Origin of the sequence: Rhodococcus sp. PAMC28707 (assembly GCF_004795915.1) — a bacterium.
Taxonomy (GTDB): Bacteria; Actinomycetota; Actinomycetes; order Mycobacteriales; family Mycobacteriaceae; genus Rhodococcoides.
Genome location: NZ_CP039253.1, coordinates 1,213,079 through 1,230,996, shown reverse-complemented (window position 1 = coordinate 1,230,996; position 17,918 = coordinate 1,213,079). Strand labels below are relative to the sequence as shown.

The 17,918-nt window shown below is 62.7% G+C and carries 15 protein-coding genes, 1 tRNA gene and 2 pseudogenes; 6 read left to right on the top strand and 12 right to left on the bottom strand.

Features of this window, described 5'->3' with window-relative positions:
- Positions 1–31 precede the first annotated feature (31 nt).
- The gene (locus E5720_RS05525) at positions 32–1,681 is read left to right on the top strand and encodes a VWA domain-containing protein (protein WP_136169809.1); all 1,650 of its coding nucleotides are present in this window, start codon (positions 32–34) and stop codon (positions 1,679–1,681) included.
- Between the two features lie 14 nt (positions 1,682–1,695).
- Here E5720_RS05525 and E5720_RS05520 read toward each other — a convergent pair whose 3' ends face one another.
- Positions 1,696–2,430, bottom strand: coding sequence for an energy-coupling factor transporter transmembrane protein EcfT (locus E5720_RS05520; RefSeq protein WP_136169808.1), 735 nt, complete (start codon positions 2,428–2,430; stop codon positions 1,696–1,698).
- Positions 2,427–4,454 (bottom strand): ABC transporter ATP-binding protein, encoded by a 2,028-nt coding sequence (locus E5720_RS05515; protein ID WP_247596179.1) that lies wholly within the window; start codon positions 4,452–4,454, stop codon positions 2,427–2,429. Before E5720_RS05515 ends, E5720_RS05520 begins: the two co-directional genes overlap by 4 nt.
- 63 nt (positions 4,455–4,517) lie before the next feature.
- Between E5720_RS05515 and E5720_RS05510 the strand changes: the two genes are divergently transcribed.
- Entirely contained in the window at positions 4,518–4,970 is a 453-nt protein-coding gene (locus E5720_RS05510; RefSeq protein WP_136169807.1) for a GNAT family N-acetyltransferase, read from the top strand.
- A 66-nt stretch (positions 4,971–5,036) separates the two neighbouring features.
- Here E5720_RS05510 and E5720_RS05505 read toward each other — a convergent pair whose 3' ends face one another.
- The gene (locus E5720_RS05505) at positions 5,037–6,434 is read right to left on the bottom strand and encodes a DEAD/DEAH box helicase (RefSeq protein ID WP_136169806.1); all 1,398 of its coding nucleotides are present in this window, start codon (positions 6,432–6,434) and stop codon (positions 5,037–5,039) included.
- Positions 6,435–6,690: 256 nt separating this feature from the next.
- Positions 6,691–8,004: an HNH endonuclease signature motif containing protein gene (locus E5720_RS05500; protein WP_136169805.1), complete on the bottom strand. Its 1,314-nt coding sequence runs from the start codon at positions 8,002–8,004 to the stop codon at positions 6,691–6,693.
- A 299-nt stretch (positions 8,005–8,303) separates the two neighbouring features.
- Between E5720_RS05500 and E5720_RS05495 the strand changes: the two are divergent.
- Together E5720_RS05495 and E5720_RS22340 are read left to right on the top strand one after the other, a co-directional pair.
- Positions 8,304–8,787 (top strand): annotated as a pseudogene (locus E5720_RS05495) (ATP-dependent Clp protease proteolytic subunit).
- 34 nt (positions 8,788–8,821) lie between these two features.
- Positions 8,822–8,959 (top strand): hypothetical protein, encoded by a 138-nt coding sequence (locus tag E5720_RS22340; protein WP_348769863.1) that lies wholly within the window; start codon positions 8,822–8,824, stop codon positions 8,957–8,959.
- Here E5720_RS22340 and E5720_RS05490 read toward each other — a convergent pair.
- The 5 genes and pseudogenes from E5720_RS05490 to E5720_RS05470 form a co-directional block, all read right to left on the bottom strand.
- A pseudogene (locus E5720_RS05490) lies at positions 8,912–9,058 on the bottom strand (helix-turn-helix transcriptional regulator); the annotation flags it as partial. The gene E5720_RS22340 and the pseudogene E5720_RS05490 overlap by 48 nt on opposite strands.
- A gap of 146 nt (positions 9,059–9,204) precedes the next feature.
- Positions 9,205–9,280: transfer RNA gene (locus E5720_RS05485), tRNA-Arg, on the bottom strand.
- Between the two features lie 34 nt (positions 9,281–9,314).
- A complete protein-coding gene (locus tag E5720_RS05480; RefSeq protein WP_136169804.1) occupies positions 9,315–11,789 on the bottom strand; it encodes an ABC transporter permease in 2,475 nt (824 codons plus the stop codon).
- The gene (locus E5720_RS05475) at positions 11,786–12,484 is read right to left on the bottom strand and encodes an ABC transporter ATP-binding protein (protein WP_136172463.1); all 699 of its coding nucleotides are present in this window, start codon (positions 12,482–12,484) and stop codon (positions 11,786–11,788) included. The genes E5720_RS05480 and E5720_RS05475 overlap by 4 nt, the downstream gene beginning before the upstream one ends.
- A gap of 223 nt (positions 12,485–12,707) precedes the next feature.
- Positions 12,708–13,940 carry a helix-turn-helix domain-containing protein gene (locus E5720_RS05470; RefSeq protein WP_136169803.1) on the bottom strand — a complete coding sequence of 411 codons (1,233 nt, stop codon included), beginning with the start codon at positions 13,938–13,940 and terminating at the stop codon, positions 12,708–12,710.
- Positions 13,941–14,292: 352 nt separating this feature from the next.
- Here E5720_RS05470 and E5720_RS05465 point away from each other — a divergent pair, with 352 nt between their 5' ends.
- Positions 14,293–15,180, top strand: a complete 888-nt coding sequence (locus E5720_RS05465; RefSeq protein ID WP_136169802.1) for an acyl-ACP desaturase — start codon at positions 14,293–14,295, stop codon at positions 15,178–15,180.
- A 163-nt stretch (positions 15,181–15,343) separates the two neighbouring features.
- Positions 15,344–16,210 (top strand): universal stress protein, encoded by an 867-nt coding sequence (locus E5720_RS05460; protein WP_136169801.1) that lies wholly within the window; start codon positions 15,344–15,346, stop codon positions 16,208–16,210.
- Here E5720_RS05460 and E5720_RS05455 read toward each other — a convergent pair.
- The 3 genes from E5720_RS05455 to E5720_RS05445 form a co-directional block, all read right to left on the bottom strand.
- On the bottom strand, positions 16,207–16,533 hold the full coding sequence (locus tag E5720_RS05455) for a cupin domain-containing protein (RefSeq protein WP_136169800.1): 327 nt from the start codon (positions 16,531–16,533) through the stop codon (positions 16,207–16,209). The genes E5720_RS05460 and E5720_RS05455 overlap by 4 nt on opposite strands.
- 73 nt (positions 16,534–16,606) lie before the next feature.
- Entirely contained in the window at positions 16,607–17,101 is a 495-nt protein-coding gene (locus tag E5720_RS05450) for a dihydrofolate reductase (protein ID WP_136169799.1), read from the bottom strand.
- A complete protein-coding gene (locus E5720_RS05445) occupies positions 17,101–17,901 on the bottom strand; it encodes a thymidylate synthase (RefSeq protein ID WP_136169798.1) in 801 nt (266 codons plus the stop codon). Before E5720_RS05445 ends, E5720_RS05450 begins: the two co-directional genes overlap by 1 nt.
- Between the last annotated feature and the right edge of the window lie 17 nt (positions 17,902–17,918).

Sequence of the window (17,918 nt, the reverse complement as noted above, 5' to 3'; positions counted from 1 at the left end):
AAATAGCTGACCAATGGGGGAGTGCGCGGAAATGTCTGGGCGTCACGGAACAGGAACTCGGAGCACTCCGGCTGCAAAATTGGCTGCGGTTGTGTTGGTCGCGGTTGTGGTCGTCGTGGGCGGGTACTTCGGAGTCCAGGCCGTACGCGCGACGGTGGCAGGTTGCGATTCCACGGGCCAGGTATCTCTGGCCGTGGACCCGACCATCGAGACGGTGGTGACCGAGGTGTTGACCCGGTCCAGCGAACTCGAACGAGGTTGTACCGATTTCGAGGTCCGCGCCGAGGCGCCGACCGATACCGCAACGGAGCTTGCCGGTGCCGATGGCAGCCGGCCAGACCTGTGGATTCCCGATTCGACGCTCTGGTTGCTCAAGACTCTCCGCTCGACGGGGGCGCTACCGGAAGTTGCGAAGTCCTCGGTCGCCAAAACTCTGCCGGTCGTGGTTACGAGTCTGGGCGAACCATTTGCGGCACAGAATTGGCTGCAGGTTCTGCAGACCCCGCAACAGCGAATTGGAGATCCACTCAACAGCAGCGTCTCGATCGCCTCGATACTTGGAGCGCTGGCCGAATCGGAGGTCGCGATCTCCGATCCGAAGGCAGTGTCGGCAGCCCTTGTTCCTATGGCACAGGATTATGGGCGAATCGCAGATACGCCACACGGTACGACCGACCTGGTAGCGCAGGTCGCTGCCGAGGGGGGCAGTAGTGTCGCCACCGAACAGAGCGTGGTGGCCTACAACAAGGCCAACCCGCAGGCGCCTCTGCTCGCATCGGTCCCGCCGACCGGCAGCTACTTTTTGGACTACCCGCTCGCCGTGACCGCAGCAATGGGACCGGACTACGACGCTGCGAAGAAGGCAGGGGCTGCCCTGGCCTCGCTGCTGGCGAACTCGACGACAGTCGATGCGCTGCTCGACGCAGGTTTTCGGCAGGCCAGTGGAACTCCGTTGACCGACGGCACCGGTGTCGGGTCGGCCGCGGCCCTCGAACTGAAGAATCCATTGTCCATCGAGTCGACTCTGCGGGATTGGTCGGTGCTGGCCCTGCCACTGCGGACAATTGTGGTCGAAGACGTGTCCGGGTCGATGGCAGCCAAGTCGGGTGACTCGACCCGCATCGCACTGACCGTGGAGGCCAGTCTCGGCGGTAACGCACTGTTCAATTCGCAAGCAGAGATGGGCTTGTGGGCGTTCTCGATCGGCCTCGGTGGAGGTAGTCAGGATTATCGCGAACTGGTCCCGATAGGACCTCAAAGCAACGTCGTCAACGGTCTTCCTCAACGTGAAGCGATCCTGGCCTCCATCCGGACGCTACCGTCGTTGGTCGGCGGGGGCACTGGTCTCTACGACACGACGCTCGCTGCCTTCCGCAATGTCAAAGCAGGCTACAACCCCAACTTCGTCAACAGCGTCATTCTCTTGACCGACGGTGCCAACGAAGATGCGGGTAGCCCTAGCCTCGACGATCTGCTCGCCACCCTCCAACGCGAGCAGGATCCGGTTCGGCCCGTGGTCATCGTTACCGTCGGTATCACAACTGATGCGGATCCTGTTGCTTTGCAGAAGATTTCCGCGGCAACCGGCGGAACGAGCTATATCGCCGAAGACCCGCGCGACATCCCCGACGTATTCGTCAAAGCACTCAACAGTCGAACCCAACGCATCGGCGGGGAATAGTCGGACCGCTCTGCTCAGAACGCGAACGTGACCACCACGGCTGCGGCGCAGCTGAGCAGGATGACAGCGAAGGCGATGACGTCGGGCAGTTGCGGTCGGCTGGGGTAGGCGGTAATTTGTCCAGCGCCTCCGCGGGCAGTAATTGCCTCGCCCATTTCCGTGGCCCGTCGGATGGCAATGGACATCGTTGCCGTGATGAGGTCGACGATCGAATTGTCCGCGACGCTGTTGAGAACAGATTTGGGGCGCAGGCGTCGGGCAGCGATCATGACGCGCATTTCCTCGATCAGCAACGGAAGTGAACGTAGGCACAATGCGACGGTCGCGGCCCATTCGTCGACCGGCAATCTCAGCTTCTTCAGCGGCGTTCCGAGAATGGAGACGGCGGGTGCGATATCGCTCATCGACGTCGTCCAACCGATCATCAGTGACGCTCCGAGTAGCACGAATGCGAACACCATTGCCCGCAGAAACAGCAGCACCGCCGAGAACCCCAACGGGGCGTTGATGAGTGCGCCGATCAGGAAGAGAACCCAGATCAACTTCGGCGGGCGGGGTATGGCGGTAGGCGGCACGCGCGCGATGATCGCGGTGACTACCAGTAGGCCGACGACGATCCCGAGGGCGGGCCACGATGGCGCGATCAGCAGTGTGATGCTGATCAGCACCACCGACATCAGCTTCGTGCCCGCCCAGAGCCGGTGGATCGGCGAGTGTCGCGGAACTTGGCGCAGTACAACAGTTGTCACGATGGCACTCCGCGGGTTGTCGTTTCGGACGTGATGCGCCCGCCGGCAAGGGTGATCGTTCGGTCGCACACGCTGTCGATACCGTCGATGTCGTGCGAAATGACTATTATCGCGATTCCCTGACGTCGTAGTTGACCGAGCACACCGATGATGTCGGTTCGTCCCGGCGGATCGAGTCCGGCGAGCGGTTCGTCGAGAACGAGCACCCGAGGCTTGTTCACTACGAGTCCGGCGATGACGACTCGACGCATCTGTCCGCCGCTGAGTGAATCGATCTCTCGACCTGCGAGCAGTCGATCCAAGCCGACCGCGTCCATTGCGCGAGAGACATGCACGGAACCTACTTCTGGGCCCCCGGCAGCCGCGATGTCCTCTGCGACCGTGCGGCGCTGAAGTTGTAACCGTGAGTGTTGAAAAGCCAAACCTACGACACCGATTTTGTCCGACACCGGAGAACCTTCGAAATCTGCGGTCCCGGTCGACGGCTTGGTCAGTCCGGCGAGAATCCATGCGAGCGTGGACTTTCCGGATCCGTTGCCGCCCAGGACAAGTAGCCCGTCCCCTGCATGCACAGTCAGGTCGATTCCGGTGAGCGCCAACTGCGACCACGGTGTGCGCCTGTTGTAGGTGTGCCCGACGCCGCGGAGAGTCATGATCGGTGGTCCGGCACGAAAATGGGTAGTCGCCCGGTCGAGGAACGCCGTACGCATCCATTCGGCGCTGTGCTGCACCTGTGTCCCGCCGTGGAGATGTACGACGCGATCGGCCGCGGCCGTTTCCAACTCTTGGTGGGTCACGAGTACGACGGACATCCGGTGTCGAGTGGGGAGATCGGCCAGCAGCGCCACCAGGCTCGCTCGGCCTGCGGCGTCGACCATCGTGGTTGCTTCGTCGGCGATCAGTAATGCGGGGCGCCGCGCCAGTGCAGCCGCGACCGCCAACCGTTGCATTTCACCGCCAGACAGAGTCGAGGTGTCGCGTGCGCCCATTCCGCCCAGACCCACTTCGGTCAGCAACGCATCGATATCGGTTTCGGCGTCTGCGGGAAGACCCCACACGACGTCGTCGCCGACGCGGCTACCGAGGATCTGACTCTCCGGACGCTGCAGAACCACAGCCGTTCCGCCTGCCAGGCCTAAACCGGCGACACCGGGACGGTCCACGGTCCCGGTGGTGGGTGTACGCCCCGCGAGGATTCGAGTCAGCGTCGACTTTCCGGACCCATTGTGTCCGACCACGGCGACGAACTCCCCGAAATCGATGGTGAGGTCGAGGCCCTGCAAGGCGGCGGTGCGGGAGCCGTCGTAGCTGAACCCGACGTTGTTCAAGCGGACAGGAAGCGGTGCGACCACTCCGTCGACCGCGGCAGGTAGATGATCAGCGACGGGGATCGTCGAGAGACGGTCGAGAATTGCTCCGAGGATCAGCCACGTGAAGAACACGCCGACCACGATGCTGAATATCGCGGTGCCGAGTATCCACCACCACCAGTTGTCCAGCACGGCACCGACACCCGAGCGCAACGTGTCCGCCGCCGGGATCAGAATTTCGGTCCTCGACATCAGTCGGGCGACACCCTCGATGGTGTTCTCGATAGTTTTCAGAAACAACTCACGCAGTGGCGCCAACACGAACAACACGGCCACCGTCACCAAACCGATGGCCGGCCCGACGACAGCTGAGGTGACAAGTACCCGGAACAGCCCATGACCGAGACGTTTGGCTCGGCCGACCATCCCGCCGAGAAGAGCAGCCGTGGCCACGGTGATCGCCGTCGACCACCCGGCCGCAACGAACGCGACGAGAGTCCCGGCCACAGCTGCCGAGACGAGCACCCGAGTGCGATGGCGTTGCGCGACGACAGCCATCGGAACAGCAGCTACGATCTGTAACGCGGTGGCCAGCGGAACCACCATCGCAACCACCGAGAGAGCGACTGCAAAGCTGCTCATCACGGCGGCCGTCGCTAGTTCGACAGGCGTCAGCGCAGTCGACGTGCGGTTTTCGGTGCGGCTTTCGGTCACCGGTCCAGTGTGCCAGCATCGTCCTTGCACTCACGCCAGTAGGAATCAGAGAGGCATAGCGGAGTGATCACGGTGGAAGAAGAAGGCTGGGATACCCCGGCCGGGGCACAATTGCGGGCCGCTCAGCGGGCGGAGTTGGATTCTCGGTACGGAAACAGCAGCCACGAACCAGGGATGCCACCATCCGGGGAGGACATGCTGGTGTTCGTCGTCGCGCGAGACGACTCATCGGTGGGCATCGGGTGTGGTGGACTTCGGTTACTTGCCGGTGATGAGGCTGAGATCAAACGGATGTACGTCATTCCCGCCGAACGAGGTCGCGGTACATCGGCCGCCATCCTGCGCAAGCTCGAAGAGAGCGCACGAGCTCACGGTATCCACACTCTCAAGTTGGAAACCGGATCGCGTCAACTGGACGCAGTGAGGTTCTTCGAGCGGGAGGGCTACACCAGGATCGAGCCCTTCGGCCCGTACGTCGGTGCGCTGACCTCGATCTGTTACGCCCGCACGCTGTAACGACAAGTCCGAAAACGACTGTGCGCGCGCAACCATCGGTTGCGCGCGCACAGTTCTTATTTGGATCTAGCGAGTACGGCTCGCGGCAGGCCCTGCGGGACGACGACTACGTCCGCCGCCGCCGCCGGCTGCGTGCTGGCGTGCTGCGCCGCCTTGGCTGCCCTGGCCCTGACCGCCACCGCCGCTGCGACGCGGAGCGCCGCCGCTGCGAGGGTTGCTGCTGCGTGAGCCCCCATTACCGCGTGGACTGCCCTGACGAGGCTGCTGAACAGCCTTGACTGGTACGGGCTCGACATACCGAGCCTGCTCGCCGACGAGTTCGGACACCTGAGGTGAGTCGGCCGTGACGCGGACCGGGGTCACCTTGATGTTGGCCTTGCGCAAGAGGATTGCGGTGTCCTTGCGCTGCTCCGGGAGAACGACCGTCACGACATCTCCGGCGCTTCCCGCGCGAGCGGTGCGGCCCGAGCGGTGCAGGTATGCCTTGTGCTCGGCAGGCGGATCCACGTGCACGACGAGCTGAACGTCATCGACGTGCACACCGCGAGCGGCGACGTCGGTGGCGACGAGTACGCGCGCCGAACCCGAGGAGAATGCGAGTAGGTTGCGGTCACGCGCGCCCTGAGAGAGGTTGCCGTGCAAGTCGACCGACGGGATTCCAGCTTCGGTGAGCTGCTTGGCGAGCTTGCGGGCCTGATGCTTGGTTCGCATGAACAGGATGCGACGTCCGGTGCCCGAAGCCAGTTGCTGCACGAGCTTCTTCTTGGATTCGACACCGTCGACCTCGAAGACGCTGTGCGTCATGGCTTCTACGTGTGAGTCGACTTCGTCGACGGAGTGCGTCACCTGGTCGGTGAGGAACCGCTTGACGAGCTTGTCGACGCCGTTGTCTAGCGTCGCCGAGAACAGGAGACGCTGACCCTTCGGTGGGGTAGCCGCCAGAATTCGAGTGACGACCGGAAGGAACCCGAGGTCGGCCATGTGGTCGGCTTCGTCGAGAACGGTGATCTGCACGCCGTCGAGTGAGACGTGGCGCTGCTTCATCAGGTCTTCGAGCCTGCCCGGGCAGGCGACGACAATATCGACGCCACCCTTGAGGGCGGATACCTGACGGTTCTGCGAGACGCCACCGAAAATGGTGGTGACGCTGAGCTTGTACGCCGCGGCCAACGGTTCTATTGCGGCGGCGATCTGTGTCGCCAGCTCACGGGTGGGGGCAAGGATCAGTCCGCGTGGGCGGCCTGGCTTGCGGTTGCCTGGGAGCTGTCCAGCGAGGCGGGCAACCATGGGGATAGAGAAAGCGAGTGTCTTGCCACTGCCCGTCTTTCCGCGGCCGAGAACGTCGCGTCCTACGAGAGTGTCGGGGAGTGTGTCCGCCTGGATAGGGAAGGCGTCGACCTTGCCCTGGCTGGAGAGAACTTCGGCGAGCGCGTTCGGAACGCCGAGTGAAGCAAAGGTAGTCATAACGATGTGATGCGCCTTTCGGGCAAGGTGTTGCACCACGGGCTGTACGCCCGACAAGTGCAAAGGGGTGGCGAGACTGCCGGTGGGCAGTTTCGATCGCCGTAAGAAAAGCCTGTGCGCGGTGCACATGGACTACGCGGCCGGGGCCGGGCGGAAGTAGAAGCATTCCACGACGTCTGACGTGCAGCTACGCGCGTCGGTGACCAGTGTAACCGGTGCCGCTGTCGTTTCCTTCCCGGAGTGACCCATCAGGCATCTACGCCGCGGAGAGGTCGATCACCAACTCTTGCTCGATGAACGACGGGTAGCTGATGACCACGGGCATCGGCGGTGCTGTCGAGCTGTACTCGTGCCCGGTCGGTGTGGTCATGTCGTAGATGTGGATGACGCCGGGCTTCCGTGCTTTTCGAGGTTCGGCACTCCACCCGTCTGCTTCCTTGGCGTGATTGCATGCGGCGCACAAGCCTGCACCGTTGTTCGCGCTGGTGTCGCCCCCGCGTGCGTAGGACCGAATGTGGTCGTGGTGACGAATCGGTGCGTCGCACCACGGTGTTCGGCACGTTCGATCACGCAGGTCGATCAATCGGGCCAGCGCTGTTGGGAAGATTCGAGCTTTCGATTCCATCGCGGTGAGCGCGCCGGTCGAGGGGGTGGCATACACCCTGCGGAGCTCGACCCGTGTGGTGTCCGCACACGCAGTGCCTACCAACTTGCGGGCGATGACTGCGGGAATCTCGCCGTATCCCTGCAGGTGAGCGGGGTCGGTGCTGTCGGCGAGAAGAGTCGTGTCGGCGATCACGAGGTTGACCGACACCGGTGCGCCCGCGCCCGCTGATGTCGTTCCGGTGATGCGCTCGTATGCCAGATCGGCCATGATCTGGTCCCTGGTTCGGCTTTCTCCGCCGGCGTTGACGATCGAGTCGGCGTCACGTCGGAGGGTCGCCCACATGCAGACCGCGCGATCCATCGATGTCACCGTGGTGAATTGGCACATGAAGTCCGGTTGTGGCCGAGTACTGGTGCGGCGCGCCGAGAACGCCTTTTCGAAGCGCTTCACTACCGACGCGGGATCGAGTTCAGCGGCCATCGCGCGGGCCCTCGCGGCGATGGCGTCATCACCGAGTCCATTCAGGATGTGCCCGTCCGCACACAGCCGTCTATCGATGACCTGCCGGTCCTCGACCGTCAAACATGCTGTCTCTCTAGCGATCAGGATGGCGCGATACTCGTTCAGCTCACCGCCGCGTAGGCGGTCGAGCGTGTGCGGCATCTCGTGCACGAGTGATCGTGCCAACCCGAGGAAGGTGGCACCCTTGTTCGGGGACACGCGCCGCGCGAGTCCGATCTGCGAGGCGAGGCCTGCCCTCCACTGCGCCTTGGGTTTTCCGAGCGCCTTCCGTTGCTCGCTGATCGAGACGGCGACGGCATCGGTGGCCACTGCCTGGGCTGCTGCGCACGCGCAGGTTGCGGTCTCCAGAGCGGTGATCAGGTCGATTCCGGTGGCCGCGTCGGGCACGGGTTTCAGCTCGTTCAGTCGCGCCACGAACTCCAGTACCTCGGATACCTGCATGAGATCCCCCAATCTCGAACGTATGTTCGACAATATCGAACCCCAGTCGTATCCGCAAGCCCCACTGGAGTTGTCGACCTGCACCCCGCTGCTATGAGCGGATGGGCGTCGAAAATCTCTGCTCTCGGCAGAGACATTGGGGTGCAACAGTTCTCGTGAGCAATAGTGGAGCCATGACCGACTCGACACCGCGAATGTTCTCCTCCGACCTCCGCCGACAACTTTTGCACCAAAGCTCCGCAGGCATCGGCGGTTCGGCAGTCGAAGTGGAGCATGCAGGTCGGGGTGGGGGTGCAGTGATGAGCTCGTACACCAATCCCAATGTCATCACACGAGATTCACGCGGCGAACGAGTCGTCGATGTCTATTCGCACCTACTCAGCGAACGCATCGTGTACGTCGGAACCGGCATCGATGCGGGTGTTGCGAATGCACTGATCGCGCAGTTCATCGGATCTCCGGTTGCAACTACATGTATCGGTCAGGCCGTCGCGGCGGGGGCAGTCCTGCTTGCCGCAGGTTCGCCGGGACGTCGAGCTGCATTGACCCACAGTCGGGTGGTCTTGCATCAACCGGCAGCGCAAGGTCGCGGCACCATCCCCGACCTCATCCTGGCAGCCGCCGAGGTGGTGCGTGTGCGGTCGGAGATGGAGGGCAATACTCGCCGAGCACACCGGCCGAGACGTAGCGAAGCTCCGGCATGACACCGACCGAGACTTGGTGCCGACTGCGTCGGCAGCTCTCGACTACGGAATCGTCGACCAGGTTCTGAAGAACCGCTGAGCGGCGAGCATGCTGACGCCACCCGGGTGAGGTCATGGTGCGCGAGGCCTACGATCTCGGCAATCTCGGCGATCTCGGCAATGGACGTCTGCAGCGCACCGACGACGGCAGCGAGGATCTCGCTCGGCGGATCCTTGCGGCCACGTTGTACTTCGGAAAGGTACTGCGGTGAAATTCCGGCGCGCGTCGCGGTGTCGGACAATGTGTCGCCTCGGGACTGTCGGCGTTTGCGTAGTCGACGGCCCACCACCTCGCGCCACAACGGTTCCATTGCCGTCGTCCGGCTGGGCGGCTTCGCGGTGTCGTAGTGCGCGGCGGCCGGCGCGATTGAATGCTGATGACCTCAGCCATGGGCCGAACCCTAGCGCTGGTCCGGAACGGGTGCGCGCAATTCTGTTCAGAGCGGAGGAAGAGATTTGGTGCCCTCGGCAGGATTCGAACCTGCGACCTACCCTTTAGGAGAGGGTTGCTCTATCCCCTGAGCTACGAAGGCGAGTTGTGCACGTGCGAGTGTACAACTCGCCTTGTCAGTCGGCGGCAATCGCGTCGACGATTGTCGAACGTGCAGCGTGGAGGGCTGGGGGTGCCGATCCGATGAGGGAGAGGACGAGTGCGACGAGTCCGTAGATGACCACGGTCGGCCCGATGGAGTAGGGGATGAAGATTCCGGTGCTCGCGCCGAGGATGAGGGTGCTGAGGTACTGCAGGGCGGCGCCGATTCCGATGCCGAGGATGCCGCCGACGATCCCGACGGCGACTGCCTCCGCTATGACCATCCGTGCGAGTGTGCTGCGGCGCCCGCCCATGGCGCGCAGGACGCCGAGTTCGCGTCGGCGTTCGAGGACGGACAGTGTCAGTGTGTTCAGCAGTGCTACGGCGGCGACGAGTGCGACGATCCATTGGAGCGCGACGGCCAGTGCCCCTGCTTGTGCGATGGACCCACTGGCTCCGGCCAGTGCTTCCTCGCCCGAGTACACGTACACCTCGGGCGGCAGGGTGGAGTCGAGTTCGCCGAGTACGGTGGCGGCGTCGCCGTCGACGGCGACTTCGAGGTAGGTCGCGCCGGGGCGGTCGAACCATTGCTGCATCGATTGCAGCGAGATGGCCATTGTTCCGCCTGCCGCGTTGAGGTAGTCGACCAGCGCGAGAACTTCGACTTCTCGGATGCCTGTCGGGGTGGGGAGCTCGATGATACTTCCAGCCGAAAGGCCTTGTGCTTCACCGAGTGTGCGCGAAATCGCGACACCGTCACCGCGTAACACCGCAGCGCGAACGTCGTCGTCGAGGACGGACAGGGTGACGGCATTGCTGCCCTCGCCGACGGCTTGGATGGAGACGAATTCTTCGCCGAGCGTGGCGTAGGCCCATTGGCCTTCGACCACGTTCTGTACCCCTGGGGTGTCGCGGACACGTTGCACCACTGCAGGATCCAAGGTGGAGCCCGCGGGAACCACCGAGCTGGGGGTGAGCGAAACGTAGATGTCGGTGCGTCCGAGAGAGGACAGTGAATCTGTCGCTGCGGAGGTCAAATTGTCCAGGGCTCCCGACACGCCGACGCTGACTCCGACGGCGACGACGATGGTCATCACCGTCGCCCAGATCCGTCGCGGTGCGCGTTCGACGGTGGCCGTCGCGAGTCGGCCTGCGCCGCCCCAGCGGCGGGGGAGTGCGGCGACGGCGTCGACGATGAGATCGGTTCCGCTGACGCAGAGAGCTACGACGCCGACCAGGAACAGTGCACCTGCGGCGAGGGTGAGCTGCCCTTCGATGGTGGACGCGAGGACGACGGCTCCGACGACACCGAGCACTCCGAGTGCTGCCGCTCCTACCGTGACGGACCTTCGTCTGCCGGCGTCGGTCTCCGAGCCCCCGACGGCGAGTGCTTCCACCGGCGAGATTCGGTACACCTGAACTGCGGCGAGCGCGGAGGCGCCGACGCAGGCCAGGATGCAGGCGATGATCGCTACGGGGATGGCGTAGCCCGGCAGCACGTATTCGATGCGAGTGTCGATTTCTTGTACTAGAAAGGGCGGCAGACTGCTGATGGCGATGCGGCCCATGAAAATTCCCAGTGGAGTGCCGATTGCCCCGCCGATCAATCCGACGAGGGCTGCTTCACCGAGGAGGTCGCGGACAATGGTCGATCGCCTGCCGCCGAGTGAGCGCAACACCGAGATGGTGGGTCGGCGTTTGGCTATTGCCATGTTCATGACGTTGAACACGAGAAAGCCCGCGACGACGAAGGCGATGAGCGAGACCATCAACGTCGCGTTGCGTGTCAGGCTGATCGCCGCGTCCGCTCGATCGGCTCGGAAGTCTGGATCCATCACCGCGACGCGGCCGGCGACGGCGTCGGTCACTGCTTCCTCGACGCCTTGATTCGAACCGTCGATCACGAAGATGGAGTCGATTTTTCCTGCGCGATCGGTGAGCGTCTGCGCCAAGTTCAGTGGTGCGAGAACAAACATTCCGCCGCCGATTCGCTGCGACCCTGCACCGGAGACCACACCGGCGACGGTCAACGGTGTCCCGCCGACGTCGAAACTATCGCCTTCCCGCAATCCCGTCGAGGGTCCGACGAGCACTGCTCCCGGTTTGGCGAATTCGGTGACCGATCCGGAGACTGCGGATTGCAGATCGGAGTCCAGTGCCGTGATCGAGGAGTCGACGCCGATGACGGTGATCTTCCCGATCCCGGTCACGAGTTCGCTGCGGAGCATGGGAACGGCCGCGTCGACGCCCGGTACTGCACGAACCACCTCGAGTTCGGACTGGGAGAACCCACTGTCGGTGACGCCGATGACCTCGAGGTCCGCGTTACCGGCAATGGAGGCGGTGAGCCGTTCGACCGATCCGGTGAGCGAACCGTATGTTCCGAGCACTGCGATGAGCAGTCCTGCGGCGACGGCGACGACGGCCGCTGAGACGAGCGATCGAACCCAGTGCGTGCGCAGATCTCGAAGCCCGAAGACTCGGAATCGGCTGAGAGCGGTTTCGATCACAGTTCGGAACCCGACAGGACGTCGGTGTCGATCCGGCCGTCGAGCATGCTGATGACCCGGTCGGTATTGCGAGCGGCTTCGAGATCGTGCGTCGCCATGACGACGGCTCGGGTGCCGTCGCTGTCGTGGGCTATGTCGGCGAGGATGTTCAGAACGGTCTGCGAGGTCTTGGAATCGAGGTTGCCGGTCGGTTCGTCGGCGATCAGCAGCGCCGGATTCATGACGAGAGCTCGGGCTATGGCGATGCGTTGAATCTGTCCACCGGACAGTTGCGCGGGCCGGTGCTCGGCGCGATCGGCCATGCCGACCATGTCGAGCAGGCGGAGTGCATCGGCTTTTGCCTTACGTATGGGCATTCCGTCGAGAAGTTTGGGGACGGCGACGTTTTCCCATGCCGACATCGTCGGGAGCAGATTGAAGAACTGGAACACGAAGCCGACTTTGTGCCGTCGAAAGTCCGATTGCTCGTTGTCGCTCAACCGGGTGATGTCGACGCCGTCGAAGATGACCGATCCCGAGTCGGGTACGTCGAGGGCGCCGAGCATATGCAACAAGGTGCTCTTCCCTGCGCCGGAGGGAGCGACGAGCGAGACGAACTGTCCACCCTCGATCGTGAGATCTACGCCGTCGAGGGCTCGAACCGGTTGATCTCCGGCCGAGTACTGCTTGACGACGCGGTCGAGGCGAAGCGACAGTGCTGCCATGTTCATGGCTCCCGTTCCAAAAAGGAGAACCGCCCACACAGGTGCGGGCGGTTCTCGTGTAGTGACAGCGTCCGCCAGTGCGCCTCTCGGCAAGAGGCCGCTCGAAGCGGCAATGTTGTTGGTACCCGGGGCATGGATCGAACGCTGTCGAAGTGTTCAACCACAACCCTGGAGCAACTATTCCTTCACTGTTACTACCCTGGGCGGGGGCTTTCTAAGCAGCACCCTGAGATGCTTCGAGTCGGCGTGCGACCAGCGCAGCTTGCAGGTGGCGGATGCCAGAGGGCCGGGTCGGATCGAAACCGGTGAGCTGAGCGATGCGCTTGAGTCGATAGTCGACCGTATTGGTGTGTAGATGTAGCTGCCTCGCCGATCGCTGTCGGTTGAGGTCGTGCGAAATATGGATCTCGAGCGTCTCGAGCAACTCCGGCGAAGAGTCGAGTGGTTCCAGGATTTGGCGAAGGTGACGGCGGCCCGGACCTGGCCGGGTGAGCTGGTATTCGAGGACCAGATCGTCCATTCGGTACAGCCCCGAAGGTCGGTGAAGTTGATGCGCGAGCGCAAGAAGTTCATGGACCTGGTCGGCCGCTGTGGGGATGTCGGTCATGGCAGCCTGCTCGGCTGTCACGGTGACGGGCACTTCGGCGGCGGTGCTGATGCGATGGACCAGAGCTTCGACCCATTCTTCGTCGTGGACACCGGGGATGAGCACGGTGCCGCCCTCGGTGCTCAGCATCGACAGCGGAGTGCGGCCGCATATCGTTGCCAATTCGGCTTGAACGCGTCGTAGCTTGCGACGGGCCGCGACTGTCTTCTGGATCGCCGGGTCGTTCTCGTCCGGGTGCGGGGGGACTGAGATCGCGAGTACGAGGTAGCTCTCGGCTAGTTCTATGCCGGACTGTCGCGCAATTGCGACGGCGTTGTGGCCGCTGAGTAGTGAGGAGACCAATGTGTGTGCAGCTGTGTGGTGTTCGCTGGCGACTGCTTGGAGTTCCTCGACATAGCTTTTGGACGCCGCGATGGATACTTTCTCCGACAGCAGTACGAACATCCTGGCTGCCTCGATCAGGTTGCTGGTGTCACCTTCGCCTGCGCGCTTGGATACGAGATTCCAGCCGATCTGAATACCCTCGTGGTAGACGGTGAGCACTGATTCGAGTGGAACGCCCTCGCGTGCCCACTGGCTCGCCTTGGCTCGCAGTTGGGCAAGATCGCTCTCGTTGGGAGGTCGACGTTCGTCGAGCATCTGGACCGCGATGCTGATGCATTTGACGGTGAATTCGGTGACGTCGCCGTGCAACTGCTCGCCGGGCAGTGAACCGCAGGGAGTGTTGGCGGCGAAGTGGCCGACGAGTTGGCGCGCCACGGCACGGAAATCGCGAAGCGGAGCGGACGCGAGCTCGCCTGCGACCATTATTCCGAGACTCTTCGTGTTGTGAACGGTCACAGATCAGCCCTTCGGGTAGGAACTTCAGCGCTGGAGGGAACAGGATTTCTCACAGGTTTTATAGTGCAAACTTGAATGTTTTTTACTCGACCTATGACATATAACCACTTTTTGCATACTTCAGGTTTGTTTTTGGGCTACTAACGGACTTGATCATAGGATGTTATGAACGCGTTATCCAGGGTTTGAAAGAAAGAATTTGTGAAGGCTCTCAACTTCATGTCCCGTAGCTTGCGACATGGCCTAAACAATCGGTATCTGGTTCACAACAAGGTGGTCGGCCGCTTAACGTCGACGGACGGCCGTTCTGTCGGCTTGAAGACACGAGCGAGCGTGCGATCGAGGGGTGTGGATGGTCAGCGGAGCGGTGAGTCAACTGGTATTGCTTCGAGAGCTGGAACCCGTGATCGGAGCGAATCTGCACAGGCACTTGGCTGCAGCGACCACCTGGGACCCGGCGGAGTATGTCGATCCCGAGAGGTACTGGCGTCAGCGCCGATCCACCCTGACCGAAACCGCCAAGGCAGCGCTGGTCACCGCGCTACTCACGCACAGTAGTACTGCGCTCGATCACCGCGAAGTGTATGGGACGAGTACCGCTCGCAACACGTGGTCCAGGTGGATGTGCGAGTGGAACGGTGAGAAGAAGCGTCACGCCGAGGCGATCCATCGATACCTGGTGGCGACGCAAAGCGTAGATCCGGTTGCGTTGGACCGAGCGCGTTTTCAGTGCATGACCGTGGGGATCGAGTCCGCGATGGAAGGGCAACACCTGCTGCGGTCGATCGTTCACGCCACGGTCGACGTCATGGCCACCATGGTCAGTCATCGAAACACCGCGGCCGAGTGCAACGATCAGGTGGCTACGAAACTTCTGGGCCGCATCGTCGCGGACCAGCAACTGCACTTGGATTTTCTTCGCGATGCAGCGTCTGCCGCGCTCGATATCGCACCTACCCAGATGGCGAAGGCCATCACCGAGGTCATCCTCAACTTTCGGATGCCGGGCACCGGCATGCCAGGTTTCGAACGCAGCGCGATGCTTGTCTCACGCAACGGGATCTATGATCTGCGACGTCATCTCGACGAAGTGTTGTTGCCGATCCTGAGGCACTGGCGAATTTTCGATCGTGTCGATCTCGACCGGGGCGCGGGAAGCAGGGCGATTCTCTCGGACTTCCTCGACGACTTGGAGAACCAGGCGGAAGTGATCGAGGCTCAAAAGCTCCGTGCATCGTAGGGGCGACGTACGAGGAAATAGCTCCCCGGGGGGTCTGTGGGAAAAGTAGCCTCTCTCCGGTTTCGATGATGGAACCGGAGAGAGGCACCTTTTGTTGCCCCCCGTCAGGACCGCATGTCGTCTATCCTGGTCCGACATCTGATCCTTTACCGGAGGTTCGCACGTGAACAGACCCCGAACCATTGTCGTCGGCATCGACGGATCGGAATCGGCGGACCGTGCGGCGATCTGGGCCGCCCATTCGGCCGTCGCCAGGAATGCGGTGTTGCGCATAGTCACCGCCATCGCACCGCATCTTTCACCTACGACGCGAGACCCTGGCGAAACAGCGCACGCAGTAGCCGGCTCACGACTCGATGCCGCCCGCATCCTCGCCCGTGAGTCGGTCGAAGGTGCCCCTCTCGACATCGTCGTCGAAGCGCGCGAGGGCAACACAGTCGACGTTCTGCTCGACGAGTCGTCCAGAAGCGACCTCGTGGTCCTCGGTGCGCGCGGGCTCGGCGAGTCGGATTCAGGGGTACTCGGATCGGTAGCGGTCGCGCTCAGCGCGCATTGCACCGGCCCGGTCGTCGTGGTCCGTGGGCGGTCCATGGATGGTCTACCGCCGGCTCAGGGGCCGGTAGTGGTTGGAGTCGACGGCTCGGAAATCAATCAGCTTGCGATCGTTGCCGCGTTCGACGAAGCAGCGCAACGTGGTTCGGCGTTGATAGCGGTGCACGTCTGGTCCGATGTCAGCCTCTCGCACGGCACAGGTGTACCGCAGGACTGGGATGTCATCTCCGCCTCCGAGCAAGCAGTGCTCGCGGAAAGTCTTGCAGGCTGGCAGGAGAAGTACCCGGACGTCGAGGTGCGGCGCGTCGTCGCACAGGATCGTCCGGTGCGCGTGCTCAGTCAGTTGTCCGAGCAGGCTGCGCTGATCGTGGTCGGCAGTCGTGGACGAGGCGGATTCACCGGCATGTTGCTCGGATCCACCAGCTACGCGTTGATCCAGACTGCCGACTGCCCGGTGATGGTGGTTCGCGGCTCCTAGATGGCGACGGTCAGGAGAAACGCGACGTCTTCGACAGCCTCGACGCTGTGCCTCGCGTCCGGGACGACCAGGAGATCGCCGGCGGAGCCCTTCCATGACTTCTCGCCGCTGACAAGCTTGAGCTGACCGCTGAGGACGATCACGGTCGATTCTCCGGACAGGTCGTGCTCGCCGAGCTTGGTACCTGCGACGAGGGCTACCACTGTCTGACGGAGGTGGCGCTGATGACCGCCGTAAACGGTTTGTGAACTTCTGCCACTGGATGTGCCGACGGCGAGCTTCAACTGTTGTCGGGCAAGGGCGGTGAGTGACTTCTTGTCCATGCGCTCAGTATGACCTACGAGCAGCTTCGGTCAGAGTGGTCTGCTCGAATGACTGTGCAGATCAAGTACTTTGTTAAGCCTTGCCGTACTGAACGTGGCGATATCGGATGCCTTCGTTCCGGCTGATCAACCATTGTCCGGTAAGTGCCGACCACTCACCGGTGACCTCCGGCGCCGAGGTGTCGCCGTCGATATCGAGGTCGATTTCGGTGACCTGCAACTCCGTCGCCAACGGCATTGCCGCTCGGTATATCTCACCGCCGCCGATGATCCAGGCGGGGTCGCCGTCGGTGAGACTCAGCGCAGCTTCGACGCTGGAGACGACCTGAGCGCCTCGCGCCTGCCAGTCCGGGTTGCGCGTGACAACGACGTTCCGACGGCCAGGCAGCGGACGGAACTTCGGCGGAAGCGAATCCCAAGTCTTCCGCCCCATGATCACCGCATGATCAGCGGTGATCTGTTTGAAATGTGCAAGATCCTCCGGTACTCGCCAGGGGATGGAGTTGCCGTCGCCGATGGTTCCGCCAGTGGTCTGTGCCCAGATCATTCCGATATGACGAGGGGACATCAGACTGCCACCGGCGCTTTGATGGCTGGGTGGTGCTCGTACCCGACGACCTCGACATCTTCGAAGGTGTAATCGAAGATCGAATCACGTTGTGCGAGATTCAGCTTCGGGTATGCGTACGGCTCGCGGGTCAACTGCTCGGCGACCTGCTCGCAGTGATTGTCGTAGATGTGGCAGTCCCCGCCCGTCCAGACGAAGTCACCGACCTCGAGGCCGACCTGCGCCGCCACCATGTGCGTCAACAACGCATAGCTCGCAATGTTGAACGGAACGCCCAGAAACAGATCGGCACTGCGTTGATACAGCTGGCAGGACAGCTTGCCGTCTGCAACGTAGAACTGGAAGAACGCATGGCACGGCGGCAACGCCATCTGCGCTATCTCGCCGACGTTCCACGCCGAGACGATCATGCGTCGTGAATCCGGGTTGGTGCGGAGGGTCTCCATCACCTGGGAGATCTGATCGATGTGCTCGCCCGACGGCGTCGGCCACGATCGCCACTGCACGCCGTAGACGGGGCCGAGTTCACCGTCCGGGGCCGCCCACTCGTCCCAGATACTGACACCGTGCTCGCGCAACCACTCGACATTGGACTCGCCGCGCAGAAACCACAGTAATTCGTAGACGATCGACTTCAGGTGCACCCGTTTGGTGGTGATCAGCGGAAAGCCTTCGCTGAGATCGAAACGCATCTGGTGCCCGAAGATGCTCGTGGTACCCGTTCCGGTGCGGTCCGATTTGGCGGTGCCGGAATCGAGAACGTGGCGGAGCAGGTCCTCGTACGGCGTTGGAACCTTCACGGTCGACAGTGTAGGCG

Excerpts from the sequence above, each read along its gene's own strand:
- E5720_RS05500 (WP_136169805.1), bottom strand. The coding sequence starts at position 8,004 with ATGCAGGTATCCGAGGTACTGGAGTTCGTGGCGCGACTGAACGAGCTG.
- E5720_RS05465 (WP_136169802.1), top strand. The coding sequence starts at position 14,293 with ATGGTCAGCGGAGCGGTGAGTCAACTGGTATTGCTTCGAGAGCTGGAA.
- E5720_RS22340 (WP_348769863.1), top strand. The coding sequence starts at position 8,822 with ATGGTGCGCGAGGCCTACGATCTCGGCAATCTCGGCGATCTCGGCAAT.
- E5720_RS05505 (WP_136169806.1), bottom strand. The coding sequence starts at position 6,434 with ATGACTACCTTTGCTTCACTCGGCGTTCCGAACGCGCTCGCCGAAGTT.
- E5720_RS05525 (WP_136169809.1), top strand. The coding sequence starts at position 32 with ATGTCTGGGCGTCACGGAACAGGAACTCGGAGCACTCCGGCTGCAAAA.
- E5720_RS05455 (WP_136169800.1), bottom strand. The coding sequence starts at position 16,533 with ATGGACAAGAAGTCACTCACCGCCCTTGCCCGACAACAGTTGAAGCTC.
- E5720_RS05450 (WP_136169799.1), bottom strand. The coding sequence starts at position 17,101 with ATGTCCCCTCGTCATATCGGAATGATCTGGGCACAGACCACTGGCGGA.